Below are 18,116 nucleotides of genomic sequence, written 5' to 3'. Positions count from 1 at the left end.
ATCCGTCGCTTCGGCAGATCAATCCGTCGTTTCGCTTTCATACCGTCGCTCCGTGGGTTCTTCCCGTCACATGGCTTGTTAAATCCGTCGCTTCAGCAGATCAATCCGTCGTTTCATTTTCATACCGTCGCTCCGGGGATTCATACCGTCACTTGGCCTGTTTTATCCGTCGCTTCGGCAGATCAATCCGTCGTTTCGCTTTCATACCGTCGCTCCGTGGGTTCTTCCCGTCACATGGCTTGTTAAATCCGTCGCTTCGGCAGATCAATCCGTCGTTTCATTTTCATACCGTCGCTCCGGGGATTCATACCGTCACTCGGCCTGTTTTATCCGTCGCTTCAGCAGATCAATCCGTTGTTTCGCTTTCATACCGTCGCTCCGTGGGTTCTTCCCGTCACATGGCTTGTTAAATCCGTCGCCTCAGCAGATCAATCCGTCGTTTCATTTTCATACCGTCACTCCGTCGTTTCAATCCGTCACTCTGACAGGGCTATCCGTCGTTTCGCTTTCATACCGTCGCCGGGGTTCTTCCCGTCACTCAGCCTGTTTTATCCGTCGTTTCATTTTCATACGTCGCTCAGTCGTTTCAATCCGTCGCTTCATTTTCATACCGTCGCTCTAGCGGTTCAATCAGCCCCCCTGTAGATAAATCCGCCCCCCAGGGAAACGCTCAATCAAAACGCAACTCCACCGCTTATTTCGTCGAAAAGACATACTTTATCTAATATGAAATCTTAAGATATGTTATAGTAAGGTTTTCAATTCTATCCAAGACAGTCGTTTTTTCAACCGAAACTGTATTTTGACACGTCATGGGCAATAAAAAATGTTATGATAGGTGTAGTTTTGTGAAAAACTTGATTTTAGTAAAGGAGCCGGAAAAATGTCATCTGCTTCTTATTTAACTGTAAAAGCATTAACAAAATATATTAAACGGAAATTTGATGCTGATCCGCATTTACGTGAAGTTTATGTAAAGGGAGAGCTATCCAATGTCAAACTTCATCAATCAGGGCATATTTATTTTACATTAAAGGATGATGGAGCACGAATTGCGGCTACCATGTTTAAAACAGCAGCCACAAAATTAGCGTTTGAACCAAAGGAAGGTATGCAAGTATTTATCCGTGGAGATGTAAACGTTTATGAAGGCTACGGTACATATCAATTATATGTACAGGAAATGCAACCAGATGGAATTGGTAGTTTGTTTGTTGCCTTTAACCAACTGAAAGAGCAGTTACAACAAGAAGGGCTTTTTAAACCTGAGTGGAAACAACCAATTCCGAGGTTTCCAGAAAAAATCGGTGTTTTAACGTCGACAACAGGCGCTGCCATTCGAGATATCTGTACTACATTAAAGAGACGCTATCCACTTGCTGAAGTTTTTATTTATCCAACCCTTGTACAGGGAGCGCAAGCAGCGCCGAATATTGTTCAAAATATTGAACGAGCAAATAACGATGCGAGTTGCGATGTACTGATTGTAGGGCGTGGCGGTGGATCAATTGAGGATTTATGGGCTTTTAATGAGGAAGCTGTTGCACGAGCGATTTTTGGAAGCCGTATCCCTATTATTAGCGCAGTAGGTCATGAAACCGATACGACTATCGCGGATTATGTAGCTGATTTGCGCGCTCCGACACCAACTGCAGCGGCTGAAATGGCTGTACCTGATCAACAAGAATTATTTCAACGGGTGCTTACACAAAAATCACAACTGCATCAAATCGTAAGAGCGCAACTTATGGCAGAACGTCAGCGTCTAAATAAGCTCCAACAATCTTATCCGTTGTCAATGCCAGAACGCCTATATCGACCATTTACTGAAAGGCTAGCACAACTTGAAACGGGATTACAAAAAGCCATGCAGGTCGATTTGATGAAGAAAACAGCGCGGTTTCAACAACTACATAGTGCGGTAGAGCAGCACTCGCCCAAAAAGGCATTAGCTTTCCATCAACGAGAGCTAGAAACTCACGTCCAACAACTAACTCGTGCTGCAACTCATTATGTAACGAAACAAAAACAACAATTTGAAGCAACTGTCAGAACTTTAGAAGCATTAAATCCACTTGCCATTTTAACAAGGGGCTTTACGGTAGCTTATAAAAATAATCAAATGTTAAAATCAGCAGTTGATGTAAAGCCACAGGATCAATTAACACTTTCCTTCCATGATGGAAAGGTTATTGCAGATGTGGTAAAGATCTTGCCGAAAAATGAGGGGGAATAATTGTGGCAGAGAAACAACAAACTTTCGCAGATGCAATGACGGCACTTGAGGAAATTGTCCGTCAGTTAGAGCAAGGTGATGTACCTTTAGAAAACGCGATTGATTTATATAAACAAGGTATGGAGCTATCACAATTTTGCCATAGCAAACTGCAACATGCTGAGGAGCAGTTAATTTCTATTGTCCAAGAGACAGGTGAGACTACGGCATTTGATCCACTAAAGGGAGAGAACTAAAAAATGAACGAGCAATTAAAACATTTTATTGAAAGCAACATACCTCAAGTTGAAGCTGAAATGTTTGCACTAGTCGAGAAAATTGATGCACCAGCCAATTTAAAAGAATCCATGCTTTATTCATTAAAAGCAGGAGGTAAACGTATTCGCCCACTCTTCGTATTGGCTGTTCTTGAACTTTACAATAAGGATTTGAAGGATGGTTTAACGGTAGGATCTGTAGTTGAAGTCATCCATACGTATTCATTAATCCATGATGATTTACCAAGTATGGATAATGATGATTTCCGTAGAGGAAAGCCAACAAATCATAAAGTTTATGGTGAAGCATTAGCGACACTTGCAGGCGATGCATTGAATACACTTGCGTTTGGCATTTTAGCACGCATGGATGTATCAGCTGAAAAACGCATTGAATTAGTTAATCTGTTAAGTAAAGCAGCTGGTGCAGAAGGTATGGTTGGGGGTCAAGTACTCGATATGGAAGGTGAGAAGCGTCAGTTAAACATAGCTGAACTTGAGCATGTCCATATCAATAAAACGGGCGCTCTTTTACGATTTAGTATTGAAGCGGGAGCAGTGTTAGCTGATGTCATGCAAGAAGAACGCGAAACTTTAAAGGAATATGCGCATCATATCGGTCTTGCCTTCCAAATTCAAGATGATATTTTAGATATTGAGGGCACTACAGAAGAACTAGGTAAAACTGCAGGTAAAGATGTAGCAAGTGATAAAAGCACATACCCAGCTCTATTATCTTTAGATGGGGCAAAAGAAAAGCTTGCTGAGCATTATCAGCATGCCATTAACGCACTAGATAAATTGGAAGTAGATGCCAGCTTATTACGTGAGTTTGCAGCCTATATTGTACATCGTAAAAACTAGGGGAAAAACAAGGCGTTAAAGGCACATAATATGCTAGAATAGGTGAAGGCGTTTGCCAATGTGCAAACAATAAAGTGTTCGTACTTTTAGCATATTAATAACACTGTTATAATAGTGGAAACACAATTACGGTGAATAATTTATTGAAAAGGTGTGTGAGAAAGGTGGATTTAAATAATATAACTAGTCCAGCCTTTTTAAAAAACTTAGATAAGAAGGGTCTTGAGCGACTTGCACAAGAAATTCGTACCTTCTTAATCGAAAAATGTTCTGTCACGGGTGGTCATATCGGACCGAACCTAGGTGTTGTGGAGCTAACGATTATGCTCCATAAAATGTTTGACAGTCCACAAGATAAGTTTTTATGGGATGTTGGCCACCAAGCTTACGTGCATAAAATTTTGACAGGTCGTGCAAATCAATTTGATACATTACGTCAGTTCAAAGGGCTTTGTGGTTTTCCAAAGCGTGTGGAGAGTGAACATGATGAGTGGGAGACAGGTCATAGCTCGACATCTTTGTCAGGAGCCATGGGTATGGCAGCAGCGCGAGATATCAAAAAAGAAAAGAGCTTCGTGATACCAATTATTGGAGATGGAGCTTTAACAGGCGGTATGGCGCTGGAGGCATTAAACCATATCGGCCATGCTAAAACAAATATGATTGTCATTTTAAATGATAATGAAATGTCAATCGCTCCAAACGTCGGAGCGCTACACAGTGTACTAGGGCGTCTTCGTACAGCTAAAGAATATTCAAAAGCTAAAGAAGAGCTGGAATCGCTCATTAATAAGATCCCGGTGCTAGGCGGTAAGCTTGCTACAACTGCTGAGCGCTTAAAGGATAGCTTAAAATATTTAGTAGTATCGGGTGTGTTCTTTGAGGAGCTAGGCTTTAAATATCTTGGTCCGATTGATGGACATGATTTCGATGCTCTTGAGTCAACATTATCACAAGCTAAAAAAGTGAAAGGGCCAGTGCTCGTTCATGTCATTACGAAAAAAGGTAAAGGTTATAAACCTGCTGAAGACGATACAATTGGGAATTGGCATGGGACAGGTCCGTATAAAATTGAAAACGGTGCCTTTGTAAAGTCCGAGGTGAAAGGTCCAGCATGGAGTAGCTTGATTGCTGAGACTGTCCGCAAAATTGCTCATGAGGATAAACGCGTTGTCACGATCACGCCAGCAATGCCAGTAGGTTCAAAATTACAAGGGATTCAAAAGGATTTCCCAGAACGTTTCTTTGATGTAGGGATTGCTGAACAACATGCAGCAACGATGGCGGCAGGTTTAGCGACACAAAACATGAAGCCGTTTTTAGCCATTTACTCAACATTCCTGCAACGTGCCTATGACCAAGTACTACATGATATCGCACGTCCAAATTTAAATGTCTTTATAGGAATTGACCGTGCAGGCTTAGTTGGTGCGGACGGTGAAACACATCAAGGCGTATTTGATATTGCATTCCTTCGTCATATACCAAATATGACAATTATGATGCCAAAAGATGAAAATGAAGGTCAGCATATGGTGAAAACAGCCATTGACTATGATGGTGGTCCAATTGCATTACGATATCCTCGAGGCAATGGTATAGGCGTTCCGTTAGATGATGAGCTTATGGCGTTACCAATTGGTAGCTGGGAAGTGTTACGTGAAGGGAAAGATGCAACGATTTTAACCTTTGGTACGACGATTCCTATGGCAATGGAAGCAGCCAATATTTTAGCGCAGCAAGGTGTTGAGATAGAAGTAGTCAATGCACGTTTCATTAAACCAATGGATGAGGATATGCTTCACCGTATATTAACAAGCCGTAAGCCAATATTGACGATTGAAGAGGCAGTACTACAAGGTGGTTTTGGTAGTGGTGTATTAGAATTTGCCCATGACCATGGCTATTTAAGTGCAATAATTGATCGTATGGGAATACCTGATCATTTTATTGAGCATGGTAATGTAGATCAGCTTCTCGCTGAAATTCATATGACGGCTGAGGATACAGTGGCACGTCTGCATGTGTTACTTCAACAAAAACAGCAAGTAGGTTTAAATAAATAATGACAAAACAACCAAAAGAACGTGTAGACATTTTACTTGTAGAGCGTGGACTATGCGAAACACGAGAAAAAGCAAAGCGCTCTATTATGGCAGGGCTTGTTTTTTCTAATGAAACTCGCATCGATAAGGCGGGGGAAAAAATTGCTATAGATGCACCACTACAAGTAAAAGGCTCTGATTTAAAATATGTTAGTCGTGGCGGCTTGAAGCTTGAAAAGGCGCTACAAATTTTTGATATGTCTGTAGAGGGGAAGCTAATGCTTGACATTGGCTCCTCTACAGGAGGATTTACAGATTGCGCATTACAGCATGGTGCAAGACATTGCTATGCATTAGATGTTGGTTCTAACCAACTAGCATGGAAGATCCGTTCTGATGAACGTGTAACTGTCATGGAAAAAACAAATTTCCGCTATACGACAGCGCCAGATTTAACAGAGGGCTTGCCAGACTTTGCTACAATTGATGTTAGCTTTATTTCACTATCGCTTATTTTACCTGTCTTAAAAACTTTGTTAATGCCAGGTGGCGATGTAATGGCATTAGTGAAGCCTCAGTTTGAAGCTGGGAAAGAGAAAGTCGGTAAAAAAGGCATTGTTCGTGATAAAAAAGTACATTTAGAAGTTTTAGAAAAAACTGCTGCAATGGCGACAGAGGTTGGCTTTGTCGTTAAGGATGCTTCGTTTTCACCAATTACAGGGGGCGAGGGAAATATTGAATTTTTATTCCATTTAGTGAATCCTATAGGTGATGAAGAAATTCCTGCATATACAGCTTTTAATGCACTCGTTGAAGAAGCGCATAGTGCACTAAAATAACACGTGCTCATTTACAGAGCCGTGTTTTTTCTTGTGCTTTTATGTTTAAAATGGTAGTGTAAATATACAAATATTCAACTATTTATAAGAGGTGACCGACATGAATAAAGGACAGAGGCATATACGAATTCGGGATATTATTGCCAATCATGAAATTGAAACACAAGATGATTTAGTCGATTTTTTAAAGGATGCAGGCTATAATGTGACACAAGCAACAGTATCACGTGATATTAAAGAGCTTCATCTTGTGAAAGTACCTTTGCAGGATGGACGCTATAAATATAGCTTGCCCGCAGACCAACGTTTCAATCCAATACAAAAATTACACCGTGCGTTAGCTGATGCTTTTGTCAGCATTGATGGTGCATCACACTTTTTAGTTATGAAGGCTCTTCCTGGTAATGCCAATGCTATTGCATCACTACTTGACCATTTAGATTGGCCTGAAATTTTAGGTACTATTTCTGGAGACGATACTATTTTAATTATTTGTCGTAACGAAGATGAGCGTGAAAATACAAAAAATCGCTTATTAGAAATGCTGTAAAATAGCAGGGTAATTTGATACAGAGGTGACAATTTGTGTTAAGAGAGCTTAGTATTCGAAACTTTGCCATCATTGAGGATTTAACAGTTAGTTTTTTAGATGGTTTAACAGTTTTAACAGGTGAAACGGGTGCAGGAAAATCAATTATTATCGATGCCGTACATTTACTTGCTGGCGGCCGAGGCAATTCCGAATTTATTCGTCATGGAGCTAAAAAGGCTGAATTAGGTGGTTTATTTCAAATTTCAAGTTCGGGGCATCCTGTTTATAAGAAACTTGAAGAGGCAGGCATAGAAATAGAAGAAGATACCATTATTTTGCGCCGTGATTTAAATGATACTGGAAAAAGTGTTTGTCGAGTAAACGGCAAACTAGTGCCATTATCTGTACTACGTGATATTGGCTCTAGCCTTATCGATATTCATGGACAGCATGAAAATCAAGAGCTTATGGATGAGAAACAGCATATTTATTTACTTGACCATTTTGCTGAGGAACAACTGACACCTATTCAAAATTTGTACAGTTCTCAATACGAAGAATATCGTTCATTAAAAAAAGAATTAGCTTCGATTTCAATTGACGAACAGTTAATGGCACAACGTATTGATTTGTACCAATTCCAAATGAAAGAGCTAGAGGATGCCAATTTAAAACTTGGCGAGGAAGATGAGTTACTGGATGAACGTCGCCGTTTAATGAATTTTAATAAAATTTTCGAACGCTCGAGTGCGGCATATGAAGCTATTCAGGGTGATTCTAAAGGCCTTGACTGGATTGGCAATGCGATGGGTGCATTAGAGGATGCTGCGACAATTGACGAGCAATTTAAAGAAGCTTCAGAAACTGTCACGACTGCATTTTATGCATTACAGGATGCTGCTTACCAGGTCAAAAATGTATTGGATGAATTAGAATTTGATCCGGCTCGATTAAATGAAGTTGAGCAACGTTTAGCCTTAATACAAAATTTGAAACGTAAATATGGTTCAACAGTTGAAGAAATATTAGCGTATTACGATAAAATTAAAACAGAGTTAAATGAGCTTTTAAATCGAGACGAAATTTTACAAGTAAAAGAACGAAAAGTATCGGAAATGGAAGCAGCATTAAATGAACTTGCTGCAGAACTTTCTACTGTTCGAAAGGACGCTGCACATAATTTAAGTGAAGCTATTATGGCCGAACTACGTGAATTACATATGGAAAAAGCAAAATTCATTGTTAATTTTGATGAATTGCCTTACTTTGATGCAAATGGCAAAGACCAAGTAATTTTTTATATTTCTACGAATGTAGGCGAGCCGCCAAAATCTTTACCGAAAATTGCTTCTGGTGGAGAATTATCGCGTATGATGCTTGCGTTAAAGACGATTTTCTCATCCTCAAATGGCATAACATCTATTATATTTGATGAGGTAGATACTGGTGTAAGTGGTCGTGTAGCACAAGCAATCGCAGAAAAAATTGCTGCAATATCTGTTAATTCTCAAGTTTTATGTATTTCGCATTTACCGCAAGTGGCTGCGATGGCCGATCATCACTATTTTATTAAAAAAGAAGTCGAGCATGATCGAACATTTACGTCATTGCTGGAAATAGATACGAACGCTCGTATTGAAGAAATCAGTCGCATGATGTCTGGAGCGGAAATTACAGATTTAACGTTGCAACACGCCACAGAGCTCTTAAAAATGGCGAATGCACGAAAAAAACAAATGAGATAGCAAAAGAATCCAGAAACACTGTTGTTTCTGGGTTTTTTCTTTTTGCGCAAATATTTACCGCTTATAAGAACGCCACAAAAACACATAGTAAAAGGACAAAAATAAAAAGGAGGTGTCGTATGTATCGTCGTTGGCGTCAATTTGTCATTTTGCCTATGCTCATCGTTTTATTATTCATGCCCGTAAAGGCTTTTGCCGCAAAAAAGCTAATTCCGATGGGCGAAGCAATTGGTATTCAACTTCAGCTATCACATGTATTTGTAGCACATGATGTGCTGTTAGCTTCCAATCAGTGGATGAAAGGAGGCGCTGTAATTGAAAAAATAAATGATATTACAGTAAAAACACTTGTAGATGCCAAAAAAGCTGTTGCTCGGCAAGGACAACAGAAATGGACGATAAAAAGTGAAGGAAAAGAAATGACACTTGATTTACAGGAGCAAGAAGCAGAACATGTTATTTCCTTTCTAAAAGATGAAACAGATGGAGTAGGAACATTGACATACATTGATCCAGAGACAAAAAATTACGGTGCATTAGGCCACCAAATCGTTGATTCAACGTTACAAGAAGCCCCTATTTTCCATGCTGGCTCCATTTTTTTAGCTTCGATTCAACAAATTCGTAAAAGCATACCTGGTCAGCCTGGCTATAAAATATCCTCCATTGAAAAACAACATAATCGATTAGGAAGTATCGATAAAAATACAGTTTATGGAATTTTTGGCCGTTGGGAAGACGGTTATCAACAAAGTTTGCCTAAAGCAATTGAAATTATGCATGAAAAGGATATAAAAACAGGGAAGGCTGAAATCTATACTGCTATTGAGGGCAGTAAGGTAGAAACTTTTTCAATTGAAATTACCAAGGTTGAAAATGAACGCCTTGAATTTATAGTAACTGACAAAAAACTCATTGAAAAAACAGGTGGTATTTTGCAGGGGATGAGTGGCAGTCCTATCATTCAAGACGGTCGTTTTGTAGGTGCGGTTACACATATGTTTGTGGAGGAGCCAAAAAAGGGAGCAGCGCTTACAGTAGCAGAAATGTTAAAAAAATCATCTTAAACGAAGGAGCTGCCAAAAAGGTAGCTCCATTCTTTCATAAAAATATTTTGTTCATCAAGTATTTCGTTTATTTATGAAGCGATTAGCGACACTTTAAAAAAACTGTAGTTTTATCTCCGTTTTTTCACTAAAATAAAGGATATAAGCATTCGAAGCTTTGCAGGTATTTATCATAACTTGTCGATATAAAAAGAAAGTATCGGACTACATACTCATTTTTGGAAATTGAAAAGGTTTTTAAAACGAAAATGTCGAAAATTCCAAAGTGTGCAAAAATTGCATTAGGGGATAGGTGACGCTTTGGGGTAATTCAAAGCACAGTTCAAAAGGAGGAATTTAAATGACAAAGGTTAAAGTAGCGATTGCAGATGATAATCGTGAGTTGTTAAAAACGATGGAGCAGTATTTTCAAGGGCATCCTGAAATTGAAATAATTGCAACTGCTTCAAACGGGAAAATTTGTTTACAAATGCTAGAAGAATTCACACCAGATATTTTGCTACTAGATATAATAATGCCGCATCTTGATGGGTTAGCTGTTTTAGAGTCGATGTATCAAAATGAACGAATGTCATCAATTCAAGTGATAATGTTAACTGCTTTTGGCCAAGAAGATGTGATGAAACAGGCTGTAGATTTAGGTGCATCCTATTTCATGCTAAAGCCATTTGAATTTGATCAATTGGTTCAAAAAATCTTACATTGTGCAGGGCAGAAGGCTACACTTCCTAAAAAGACAAGTGTTTTACAACCAGCGGCACCTCAAAAATTGAATCAACATCAATTAGATAGCACGATAACAGCCATTATTAAAGAAATCGGCGTTCCTGCTCATATTAAAGGTTACTCTTATTTGCGAGAAGCTATCCAAATGGTGTTCGAAGATATCGAGTTATTAGGCTCTGTGACGAAAATTTTATATCCAGAAATCGCTAAAAAGTTCAATACAACACCATCACGAGTTGAACGTGCTTTGGATACACGGTACATCATTTAAAATCCAAGCCGACAAATAGTGAATTCATCGCCATGATTGCAGACAAGATTCGCATTGATATGATGGCGAGTTAAACGCGGTATGACTGCGTTTGTGGACGATAGGCTAGCGGAGAATAGCCGGTAAACTTATTATATATAACGATTATATTACGTATATGATGACGCTTTTTTAAACAGTTTTTAACGCTGTTTAGGGGGGCGTATTTTTTTATGTCATTAAGTACGTTTTTAATCGAAATTGACCGTTATATGTTGGATTGTTCCGCTAAAGGTCTATCAAAGAAAACGCTAAGTTCATATGAACAAACTTTAAAACTATTTGCGCGATATTTGGAGGATACCTTCGATATTACTGACGTTAAGAGCGTCACAACGGAGCACATAAAGGCTTATATCCGTTCAATCGAAGAAAGGGGCAAGTTTCAAGTAAGTGCTGCAGAAACGCCTGTTAACTATCCGGAGCGACGCGGTGATTACGGCAAACCTGTTAGCAAGACGACAATAGCAAATTATGTGCGTAACATAAAGGCGTTCTATTCGTATTTATACAACGAACAGATGATTCGCAAAAATCCGTTGAAAGACGTTAAGAATGTTAAACCGGAGCGAAAAATCAAAGTTATGCTCGAAGATAATGAACTAAAACAGTTTTTCCGTTCTTTCGACGTAAGTAAATTCGACCAGTATCGTGATTGGGTAATAGCGCGCATCATTTTTGATACTGGCGCAAGAATTAGCGAGTTATTAGAGGTAGTGCCAGCGGATATTGATTTGCGAGGAAATGCGATGTTACTCCGAAAGACAAAAAACGGTAAGCAGCGCTTTGTTTACTATTCAGAAAAGACACGTAAGCATCTAAAATCGTGGATTGCTTATAAAGATCGCTATAACGATAGCCCATACGTATTCCCAACGAATCGTGGCACAAAGTTGCGTATAGAAGGCGTAGAGCGTTCGTTTAGATTGAGGAGTCGTGATGTTGGTTTAGAGGTAACGCCTCACTTGCTTCGAAATAATTTTGCAAAAAGATATCTAATTAACGGTGGTGACCTAGCGACACTTTCTCGATTATTAGGACATGCAAGTGTTGAAATAACCTCGCAGATTTATTTAGATTTCGCAGATAAAGAGGTTATGCAGAAGTATCGGCAACATAGTCCGCTAGAGAATTTGGATATTTAAACAGAAAAAAGCCGCTAGTGTTGACGCACTAACGACTTTACAACTTAATATCTACGCTAAAAATTGCCTGGCAGCAATAGCGTTTACTTAGGGTTCATTATATCGAAATTTTTTCGATGATGCAACTCCTATTAAGTGCACCCATTTTAGCAGTAGCGACGAGGTTGCCCACTAATTCGTCGTTAAAATAACCTGGAAAGGTTGCCGGACCGTTGCAAAAAAATCGGATATATCCCTGTCAAAGCGGTTTCTTGTTTCCGTTGGGATGAATCGAGGCGTACGCTCATAATCGGTACGGTGGTTTACTGGCTAACTAAGGTTAGGGTAAGCGCAGTCAAGCGGACAAGCAGTTAGCAAAAGCTAACCAATCAAGGACAGTTCGCACACGTAGGACAGTAATTACGTGAGGCATCGCAGAACGAAAGTTCTCTACGAAACAAGACGACTAGACCCCTCAATGAAACTCCATGACGTTGAATGATCGCGTAGTTACTTTATGTCTAACTTACTTATAATAGTTTGCTAGATGTAAGGTAACAACGTTGCGCCAATTTCCTAATTTCATCAGCCATTCTGTTGAAAAATCGGGTTCGGTCGTCAAGCGTTAATCTACAATAAATATTGATGTTTTTTTGTTATTGGAGTATAGAGTGCAGCACGCTTTACATATCTTTTAACTAGGGTGGATTGATAAAGAGAGGTGATTTATCAATGTATAACAAAGCGAAGTTAGATAAATTTGCGGAGGGTGTTCGCAAGCAGACGGAGAAGTACGGATTGCCTACTGCGCCAAAAAAGAAGAAGAAAAAGAAAAAAACCGAGTAGACGTAGCGTTGTCCACTCGGTTTTATTTTACAAGTCTAGAACAAACTCAGGAATTTCATTTTTCACAATAACTTTTATAAAATTTTTATACGGTTCCGAAACCACCTGGCCATTTATTTTCGTTTTTATAATTTTAAAGTTTTCTCTATCGGAAAGTTTGTCAGATAAAGTCATTTGTTCGATAAATTTCTTTGTATATTTAATTGCGTTATTGTATTTTTTATTATCATTATCAATTAAATATATGAAATTTCTTTGTTTATTTGTTTCAAAATCAATATAAATCACTGCATATCCTATTACTTCTATAGTTCTTCCGTCCCAATATTCATCAAAATTATCCGAATTATTTACTCCTTGAATAAAAAAGAATTCAAGATTGCGATTTAAAAATAAACGACTAAATGAATAACTTTCGTGTACCAACATAGTAACTCCTCCTATTATTAAAAATATGACGATAGCCGTTATTGGCCGTCGTCTTTTTTGTTGGGTTCTAATTCAATTAAATCGTTTATGCTTGCCAATTGCAGTGCCTCACATAGCTTTTCTAAATGTTCGATTGATAAGCGATCAACATAGCCCCTACATAAATTTGAGATTGCATTAGGTCGAATATCAGCTAAATTCGCAATTTGCGCCTGTGTCATGCCCCTTTCTTTTAGTATGTCAGCAAGTTTAATATGTATTTTTCTCATTACTACCCAGCCCCTTCATAGCTATTATAACCATAATTGTATCGTTTTATTACTTATTCGTAAATAAGTGTTGACGATATATCGTATATGCGATATATTAATATCGAGAAGTAAAACAAACGGAGGTAAGAGCGTATGACAATTAAGCTAAGCGAACAAGTTACTGTAATTATCAACGATTGGTATTCCGCAATTATCGTCGAAGGAAAAGAGTTCGGAATGGTGCGAGGGACGAACGTATGAGGCAATCAACAGCTCGTAAACCGTCGTCACAGTCATTTGAACGTAGTTATATCAAGTCGTATGTAAAGTTACTCACGCAACAAGCAGCTAACACAGCGCAGAAGGTTGAAAATTATTTCTTTGCAGAAGATGGCTCAGAGGATGAATTAAAAACGTGGTATTGCGTAGCAACGGCATTTTATGTAGCCGCAATAGTATTTGTTTTTGTAGCGATAAATTAAACGGGAGGTTGTTTTATGATTACACAGATGCAGATTGTTGAAGTTGAACCAGGCTATAGTTACGTCGTTGAAAGAACTCGGATTATGGATCAGGTGCATTTAGAAGTATTCAGGCAACCGGGATATCCAGACGATGCAATTTTGTATATTGGTGAGAATGAAGTATTATTCGCATGGAATGAAGAAGTTGCTAAGTTATTTTCCGAATTGAATACGTGCGAGCCTACAGAACTTATATATTTTTTAGCACAAGCACCGAAATTATTAGCTTAATACGTAATTTTCACATAAAAACTACGGTATCGGAAGCTGATACAGGAATTTGATACGGTGGATAATACGGAGTTTGCTACAGATGACGATTTTACGGATGTTTAGGCACGTCTTACTTGCCATGACGGTTGGATAAAATGGAGACGATTCAACGCTGAGTGAAGGCAACGGAGCGCACATAGACGGATTCTATTGCGCTACATACATCAGAGCAGTTGGCGATGCTCACAGAATAACAACGGTGTTGCAAACGGTATTTAGCGTAACATACAGGCGACTTTTTAAAAGATTTAAACTAGCGGAGTGGTTGGCGACATTCCGTTAATCAGAGAGAATAACGAACTTGCTTCTTATATATGACGGTTTTCATGTTGCAGCGTGAGAACCGTTATTTTTGTTAAGTATGTAAAACTTTATATGCATATTCATGATAAAATGGAAAAAATTAAATGAGTGTGTTGGAGGAATAGTAATGAGTATTAAATTTCAATGCAGGATTGAATTACCTTATATTATTCGATTAAATGAAGCGAAAGATTATGAAAAAGATTTTTATTTTCCCGAATTTGAAAAATTTCATCTCAGATTACTCTTTAACGATATTGATTACTACAATATTTACAACGATAAATACGAGGAAAGTGTTTGTAAGTTTATTCTAATAGAAGTAATATCAAAAAACTATAATTATAAAGACTACAGAGTAAATAAGATAACAAAAAAAATTGAAGGTGAACAAATTGAATGCGAGGAAAGTGTTGCAGATGTACCTGACGATGTTGCAAGAGAGATAATGAGTGAAATTTCCATCAGGCTAAATCACGTACTTCGTTTTATTAGAGAAAACACCAAAATGTTTTGGATAGAGGAAATTCCAATTAATCGAATAAACAAAATGGTTGGGATCTTTTCATCTTTCTATTTTTACGCACCTACATATGAATTGGATAGAAACATGAGATATAATATTACATTTTTAGACACATATATAGATCAAGTTGAAAGTGAAAAAGTTGATGATAATTTTTTTGAGAATTTCAATGTAGAAGAAAATGAATACACTATCAGTTTTCAATTCTTGGATAAAGCACAATCGGCATTATACGATTCTAAGTTTAAAGATGTGATAATTTTTGCTTCAATTGCTCAGGAATCTTTTATTTCAAAGTTTATTGAGGACATTTCAATCGAGGGAGATATAGTTTTTGATAAATTAAATAGTATTTTCAGTAAATTAATGGATCTAAAGTACAACGTAATACTAAAATGCTTGAAATCTCGCAGTCTAAAAGAGATTAATTCTGAGTATTGGAATTCGATTAACTCTGTTTATAAATTAAGAAATGACATCATGCATACGGGTGTTTTAAAAGATGAATCAAAACTTAGTTTTGAGAAACTCGATAAAGACTTAAGTAATATTAGAAAAGCTTTTAATGAAATATTAGCTTTATAACAGTAAAAGGAAATAAAAGATAATACGAGTCTTTATGCTAACACATAAATCCTCTATGTCGCTAGCGCTCCATATCTGATATTACATTATTGATGATATCTAGCGATTGTAATAATATCATTGTAATAGACAGACGCGGACTTATTTTGCGTTCTTTGCAAAATGAGGACGCAAAGGTTTTAATAGGTTGTTCCAACCAAACGGAAACTTTACTGATTATTTACCTTTGATATTTGGCGTTATCCAAACGTAATACTACTGATAAGATAGACGAGATGTCGATGTGATATGTCTGAATACACAATATATGCGTATTTCATAGCTTTTTAACTACAAAAGTAACTATATATTGTGTTGTTTTGTGATTATCCAACGGGACGTAAAAGGCAGGTAATTTTTCGATTTTGGGACGTAAAAGGCAGGTAATTTTTAAGGAGTGGGAAATTGTGAAAATACAAAAGGGTCAAGTTATCGAGGAATTGGCGTTCGAAGCGTTACCAGGTTCTGGCGCAATTGAATTTATGAAAAGCGTATTGGACTTGGACGGATGCGATATATACGATGCCATGCTGTTGTTGCGAGAGTTAGAAGAAGAATCACCGGAAATATTTCAAAATAAGCGTGTTAGACCGTGTTGTGCTTGCGGTTATTTATTCTACGATCATTCAAAGCCTAATTCGGCGGTCGTATGCTCCGAAGAATGTAGGTCGCGTAAAAACGTCTACTTGCGAAAGTTGAAACGAAGAGAACAGGCGATTGAGAACGGTACGAAACGTGAAATGGCTCGCGATAACCACTATTCGCATGAGTATGGATTTTGGTCGAGTGATGAAAGATTAATGGAAACGGAACAACGCCATTTCGTGAATACCGATGACCTAGAAAAGACGGTTGCACGTTCGCAGCAACGCCAATTAATGGGAGGTAAGAAGCGCTCGACTTCCCAGAATATTGACGATATCCAATCGGCAACTACCCGTCGTTCTCGCGAGTTTTGGGGTACAACTTGGGCTACGGCATATGACGACGAGAAGTAATTTTATACTGCGGTCATTCCGTCTAATAGTGGAATAGCGGTTTTTAGATGGTTGCGTGCAGATTAGCTAGGTTGAGTTTTTAGCTAGTTGTTGGCTATACATTATAGGACTATCGAATGATTTTATAGGAAGGTTGCACACAAATACCGTGTTTTGCGCCTTACCTTATGTAGAGGAAGTAAAAACTTTCATCCACTAATACACTATTTGCCGTTTTAGACACCTATACAAGGGAAGCCATACTTTATGCGATAAGTCATTATATAGTTTGAGGAAGTAAATATCATAAATTCAAGCGGTCCATTCGGGCGGCTTTTTTATTTTGCTAAGTAGTTGAGGAATTTACACAACAAGTTTAGAGGTGGTGAGGAAATGTCAAAATTGAACGCAGCTCAAATCAAGTATTATCGTGAGGCACTCGGATTAACACAAAGCGAGTTGTCGAAGGAATTAGGTATTTCAACAACGATGCTAAGCTCTATTGAACGCGGCGACCGTCGCCTCACACCAATGGTCGCAAATAAAGCGTTTCAAAAATTCGATGAATCACGGCATCGTTTGGCGAGGGTTATCGCTGAACTAGGCGAACTCGCCGATGCTTTACAAAAATAAAACGGAATCAGAAAAGGAGAAGATATGACATGACAGCATTATCAGCAGGCAAACAATTCGTACAATTAAACCCAACAACACGATGTAAGGCTATCGCACAAAAACAAAACTACGTAGTAAAAGACGGCAAGCCTTACAGCCTAGACACTGGCGAATATTTAGGCGATTTATTCACTCATGACTTAGTACCAAAAATGACGGAATCCAAGTTCCGAGCTATTGAATCCATACAGGCGTTAGGCTCTCACGAAGAAGAAAACGGAGGCTTTGTATTCGCCTTCTTTCAGCAGTCACGAACAATAATTGAACGTTTCCCTTCATTAAATAACGCTGACATGGCTCGATTAATGTACCTTGGAACATACATCGCATGGAATACAGGACGATTGCAATACGATAACGGCAAGGTAATCAGTCATGAAGGTTTTGAAAAGTTGACTGGCCTTAGTCGCAAACGTGCACGCGAACTATTCAGTCGTTATTGCCAGGAAGGTATCATTTCAGAGTCGGAAGGGGTGCTATACATGAATCCTACCGTCTTTTTCAGAGGAAACATTAAGTCAATTCAATCGCACACAGCGGATTTGCAACATACACGAATGTTTAAGAAAACAGTACGTGATTTATACGATTTATCGAACGGCAAAACGGTCGGACAGCTTGCGCTAGTCTACTCGGTATTGCCGTTTTTAAATTTCGAGACAAATATCGTTTGCCACAATCCAGATGAAACGGACGCTGAGCGCTTACAACCGATGAATATTGAAAGTTTAGCGGAGTTACTAGGTTATGCAAATGCTGCAAAGCTGAAAATGACGATGAATCGCGTGAAAATTGACGGAAAAGTAGTGTTTGGATTCTTTGAAAACACGAATGACCGTCGCCAAAAAGGAATCACAGTAAACCCACGTGTAGTATTCGGCGGAAATGGTGAGCAGTTACAAGCAATAAGAACACAATTTAATCAATTCGGAGGAGCTTAGAA

General features: G+C 38.4%; 18 protein-coding genes and 1 pseudogene. 17 read left to right on the top strand and 2 right to left on the bottom strand.

What is annotated here, in order from left to right; translation table 11 throughout:
* From PVA17_RS18605 to PVA17_RS18555, 11 genes and pseudogenes are all read left to right on the top strand, one after another.
* A partial coding sequence (locus tag PVA17_RS18605; RefSeq protein WP_274068549.1) for a hypothetical protein occupies nt 1–410 on the top strand: 410 nt, incomplete at its 5' end.
* Between the two features lie 473 nt (nt 411–883).
* Nucleotides 884–2,236 (top strand): exodeoxyribonuclease VII large subunit, encoded by a 1,353-nt coding sequence (gene xseA, locus PVA17_RS18600; RefSeq protein WP_274068548.1) that lies wholly within the window; start codon nt 884–886, stop codon nt 2,234–2,236.
* 2 nt (nt 2,237–2,238) lie between these two features.
* Entirely contained in the window at nt 2,239–2,472 is a 234-nt protein-coding gene (gene xseB / locus PVA17_RS18595; protein ID WP_053483717.1) for an exodeoxyribonuclease VII small subunit, read from the top strand.
* Between the two features lie 3 nt (nt 2,473–2,475).
* On the top strand, nt 2,476–3,357 hold the full coding sequence (locus PVA17_RS18590) for a polyprenyl synthetase family protein (RefSeq protein ID WP_274068547.1): 882 nt from the start codon (nt 2,476–2,478) through the stop codon (nt 3,355–3,357).
* 164 nt (nt 3,358–3,521) lie between these two features.
* Complete coding sequence (dxs, locus tag PVA17_RS18585; protein ID WP_274068546.1) at nt 3,522–5,423, top strand: 1-deoxy-D-xylulose-5-phosphate synthase; 1,902 nt, start codon at nt 3,522–3,524, stop codon at nt 5,421–5,423.
* A complete protein-coding gene (locus tag PVA17_RS18580; protein ID WP_132356659.1) occupies nt 5,423–6,241 on the top strand; it encodes a TlyA family RNA methyltransferase in 819 nt (272 codons plus the stop codon). The genes dxs and PVA17_RS18580 overlap by 1 nt, the downstream gene beginning before the upstream one ends.
* Before the next feature lie 100 nt (nt 6,242–6,341).
* Nucleotides 6,342–6,791, top strand: coding sequence for a transcriptional regulator AhrC/ArgR (gene ahrC, locus PVA17_RS18575; protein ID WP_079561797.1), 450 nt, complete (start codon nt 6,342–6,344; stop codon nt 6,789–6,791).
* A 35-nt stretch (nt 6,792–6,826) separates the two neighbouring features.
* On the top strand, nt 6,827–8,518 hold the full coding sequence (recN, locus tag PVA17_RS18570) for a DNA repair protein RecN (RefSeq protein ID WP_274068545.1): 1,692 nt from the start codon (nt 6,827–6,829) through the stop codon (nt 8,516–8,518).
* Between the two features lie 119 nt (nt 8,519–8,637).
* The gene (locus tag PVA17_RS18565) at nt 8,638–9,585 is read left to right on the top strand and encodes a SpoIVB peptidase S55 domain-containing protein (protein ID WP_132356657.1); all 948 of its coding nucleotides are present in this window, start codon (nt 8,638–8,640) and stop codon (nt 9,583–9,585) included.
* A gap of 340 nt (nt 9,586–9,925) precedes the next feature.
* A pseudogene (spo0A, locus tag PVA17_RS18560) lies at nt 9,926–10,656 on the top strand (sporulation transcription factor Spo0A).
* Nucleotides 10,657–10,794: 138 nt separating this feature from the next.
* A complete protein-coding gene (locus PVA17_RS18555; RefSeq protein WP_274068544.1) occupies nt 10,795–11,766 on the top strand; it encodes a tyrosine-type recombinase/integrase in 972 nt (323 codons plus the stop codon).
* 852 nt (nt 11,767–12,618) lie between these two features.
* Here PVA17_RS18555 and PVA17_RS18550 read toward each other — a convergent pair.
* Nucleotides 12,619–13,020, bottom strand: a complete 402-nt coding sequence (locus PVA17_RS18550; RefSeq protein ID WP_274068543.1) for a hypothetical protein — start codon at nt 13,018–13,020, stop codon at nt 12,619–12,621.
* Nucleotides 13,021–13,058: 38 nt separating this feature from the next.
* Complete coding sequence (locus PVA17_RS18545) at nt 13,059–13,289, bottom strand: helix-turn-helix domain-containing protein (RefSeq protein ID WP_274068542.1); 231 nt, start codon at nt 13,287–13,289, stop codon at nt 13,059–13,061.
* A gap of 239 nt (nt 13,290–13,528) precedes the next feature.
* Here PVA17_RS18545 and PVA17_RS18540 point away from each other — a divergent pair, with 239 nt between their 5' ends.
* The 6 genes from PVA17_RS18540 (at nt 13,529) to PVA17_RS18515 (ending at nt 18,114) form a co-directional block, all read left to right on the top strand.
* Entirely contained in the window at nt 13,529–13,753 is a 225-nt protein-coding gene (locus PVA17_RS18540) for a hypothetical protein (protein WP_274068541.1), read from the top strand.
* Between the two features lie 15 nt (nt 13,754–13,768).
* A complete protein-coding gene (locus PVA17_RS18535) occupies nt 13,769–14,026 on the top strand; it encodes a hypothetical protein (protein ID WP_274068540.1) in 258 nt (85 codons plus the stop codon).
* Between the two features lie 472 nt (nt 14,027–14,498).
* Nucleotides 14,499–15,482 carry a hypothetical protein gene (locus PVA17_RS18530; RefSeq protein WP_274068539.1) on the top strand — a complete coding sequence of 328 codons (984 nt, stop codon included), beginning with the start codon at nt 14,499–14,501 and terminating at the stop codon, nt 15,480–15,482.
* Between the two features lie 446 nt (nt 15,483–15,928).
* Nucleotides 15,929–16,519 (top strand): hypothetical protein, encoded by a 591-nt coding sequence (locus tag PVA17_RS18525; RefSeq protein WP_274068538.1) that lies wholly within the window; start codon nt 15,929–15,931, stop codon nt 16,517–16,519.
* Between the two features lie 372 nt (nt 16,520–16,891).
* On the top strand, nt 16,892–17,131 hold the full coding sequence (locus PVA17_RS18520) for a helix-turn-helix transcriptional regulator (protein WP_274068537.1): 240 nt from the start codon (nt 16,892–16,894) through the stop codon (nt 17,129–17,131).
* A 29-nt stretch (nt 17,132–17,160) separates the two neighbouring features.
* Complete coding sequence (locus PVA17_RS18515) at nt 17,161–18,114, top strand: hypothetical protein (protein WP_274068536.1); 954 nt, start codon at nt 17,161–17,163, stop codon at nt 18,112–18,114.
* Nucleotides 18,115–18,116: the final 2 nt, after the last annotated feature.

Origin of the sequence: Lysinibacillus sp. CNPSo 3705 (genome assembly GCF_028674935.1) — a bacterium.
In the GTDB taxonomy this organism is placed as follows: domain Bacteria; phylum Bacillota; class Bacilli; order Bacillales_A; family Planococcaceae; genus Lysinibacillus.
The sequence above is the reverse complement of the archived record's forward strand: the minus strand, read 5'-3'. Positions and strand labels throughout refer to the sequence as shown.

What these genes read in the sequence shown, in the direction of transcription:
- xseA (WP_274068548.1), top strand. Translation starts at nt 884, where the DNA reads ATGTCATCTGCTTCTTATTTAACTGTAAAAGCATTAACAAAATATATT.
- PVA17_RS18590 (WP_274068547.1), top strand. Translation starts at nt 2,476, where the DNA reads ATGAACGAGCAATTAAAACATTTTATTGAAAGCAACATACCTCAAGTT.
- PVA17_RS18580 (WP_132356659.1), top strand. Translation starts at nt 5,423, where the DNA reads ATGACAAAACAACCAAAAGAACGTGTAGACATTTTACTTGTAGAGCGT.
- ahrC (WP_079561797.1), top strand. Translation starts at nt 6,342, where the DNA reads ATGAATAAAGGACAGAGGCATATACGAATTCGGGATATTATTGCCAAT.
- PVA17_RS18565 (WP_132356657.1), top strand. Translation starts at nt 8,638, where the DNA reads ATGTATCGTCGTTGGCGTCAATTTGTCATTTTGCCTATGCTCATCGTT.
- PVA17_RS18555 (WP_274068544.1), top strand. Translation starts at nt 10,795, where the DNA reads ATGTCATTAAGTACGTTTTTAATCGAAATTGACCGTTATATGTTGGAT.
- PVA17_RS18550 (WP_274068543.1), bottom strand. Translation starts at nt 13,020, where the DNA reads ATGTTGGTACACGAAAGTTATTCATTTAGTCGTTTATTTTTAAATCGC.
- PVA17_RS18545 (WP_274068542.1), bottom strand. Translation starts at nt 13,289, where the DNA reads ATGAGAAAAATACATATTAAACTTGCTGACATACTAAAAGAAAGGGGC.
- PVA17_RS18540 (WP_274068541.1), top strand. Translation starts at nt 13,529, where the DNA reads ATGAGGCAATCAACAGCTCGTAAACCGTCGTCACAGTCATTTGAACGT.
- PVA17_RS18535 (WP_274068540.1), top strand. Translation starts at nt 13,769, where the DNA reads ATGATTACACAGATGCAGATTGTTGAAGTTGAACCAGGCTATAGTTAC.
- PVA17_RS18530 (WP_274068539.1), top strand. Translation starts at nt 14,499, where the DNA reads ATGAGTATTAAATTTCAATGCAGGATTGAATTACCTTATATTATTCGA.
- PVA17_RS18520 (WP_274068537.1), top strand. Translation starts at nt 16,892, where the DNA reads ATGTCAAAATTGAACGCAGCTCAAATCAAGTATTATCGTGAGGCACTC.
- PVA17_RS18515 (WP_274068536.1), top strand. Translation starts at nt 17,161, where the DNA reads ATGACAGCATTATCAGCAGGCAAACAATTCGTACAATTAAACCCAACA.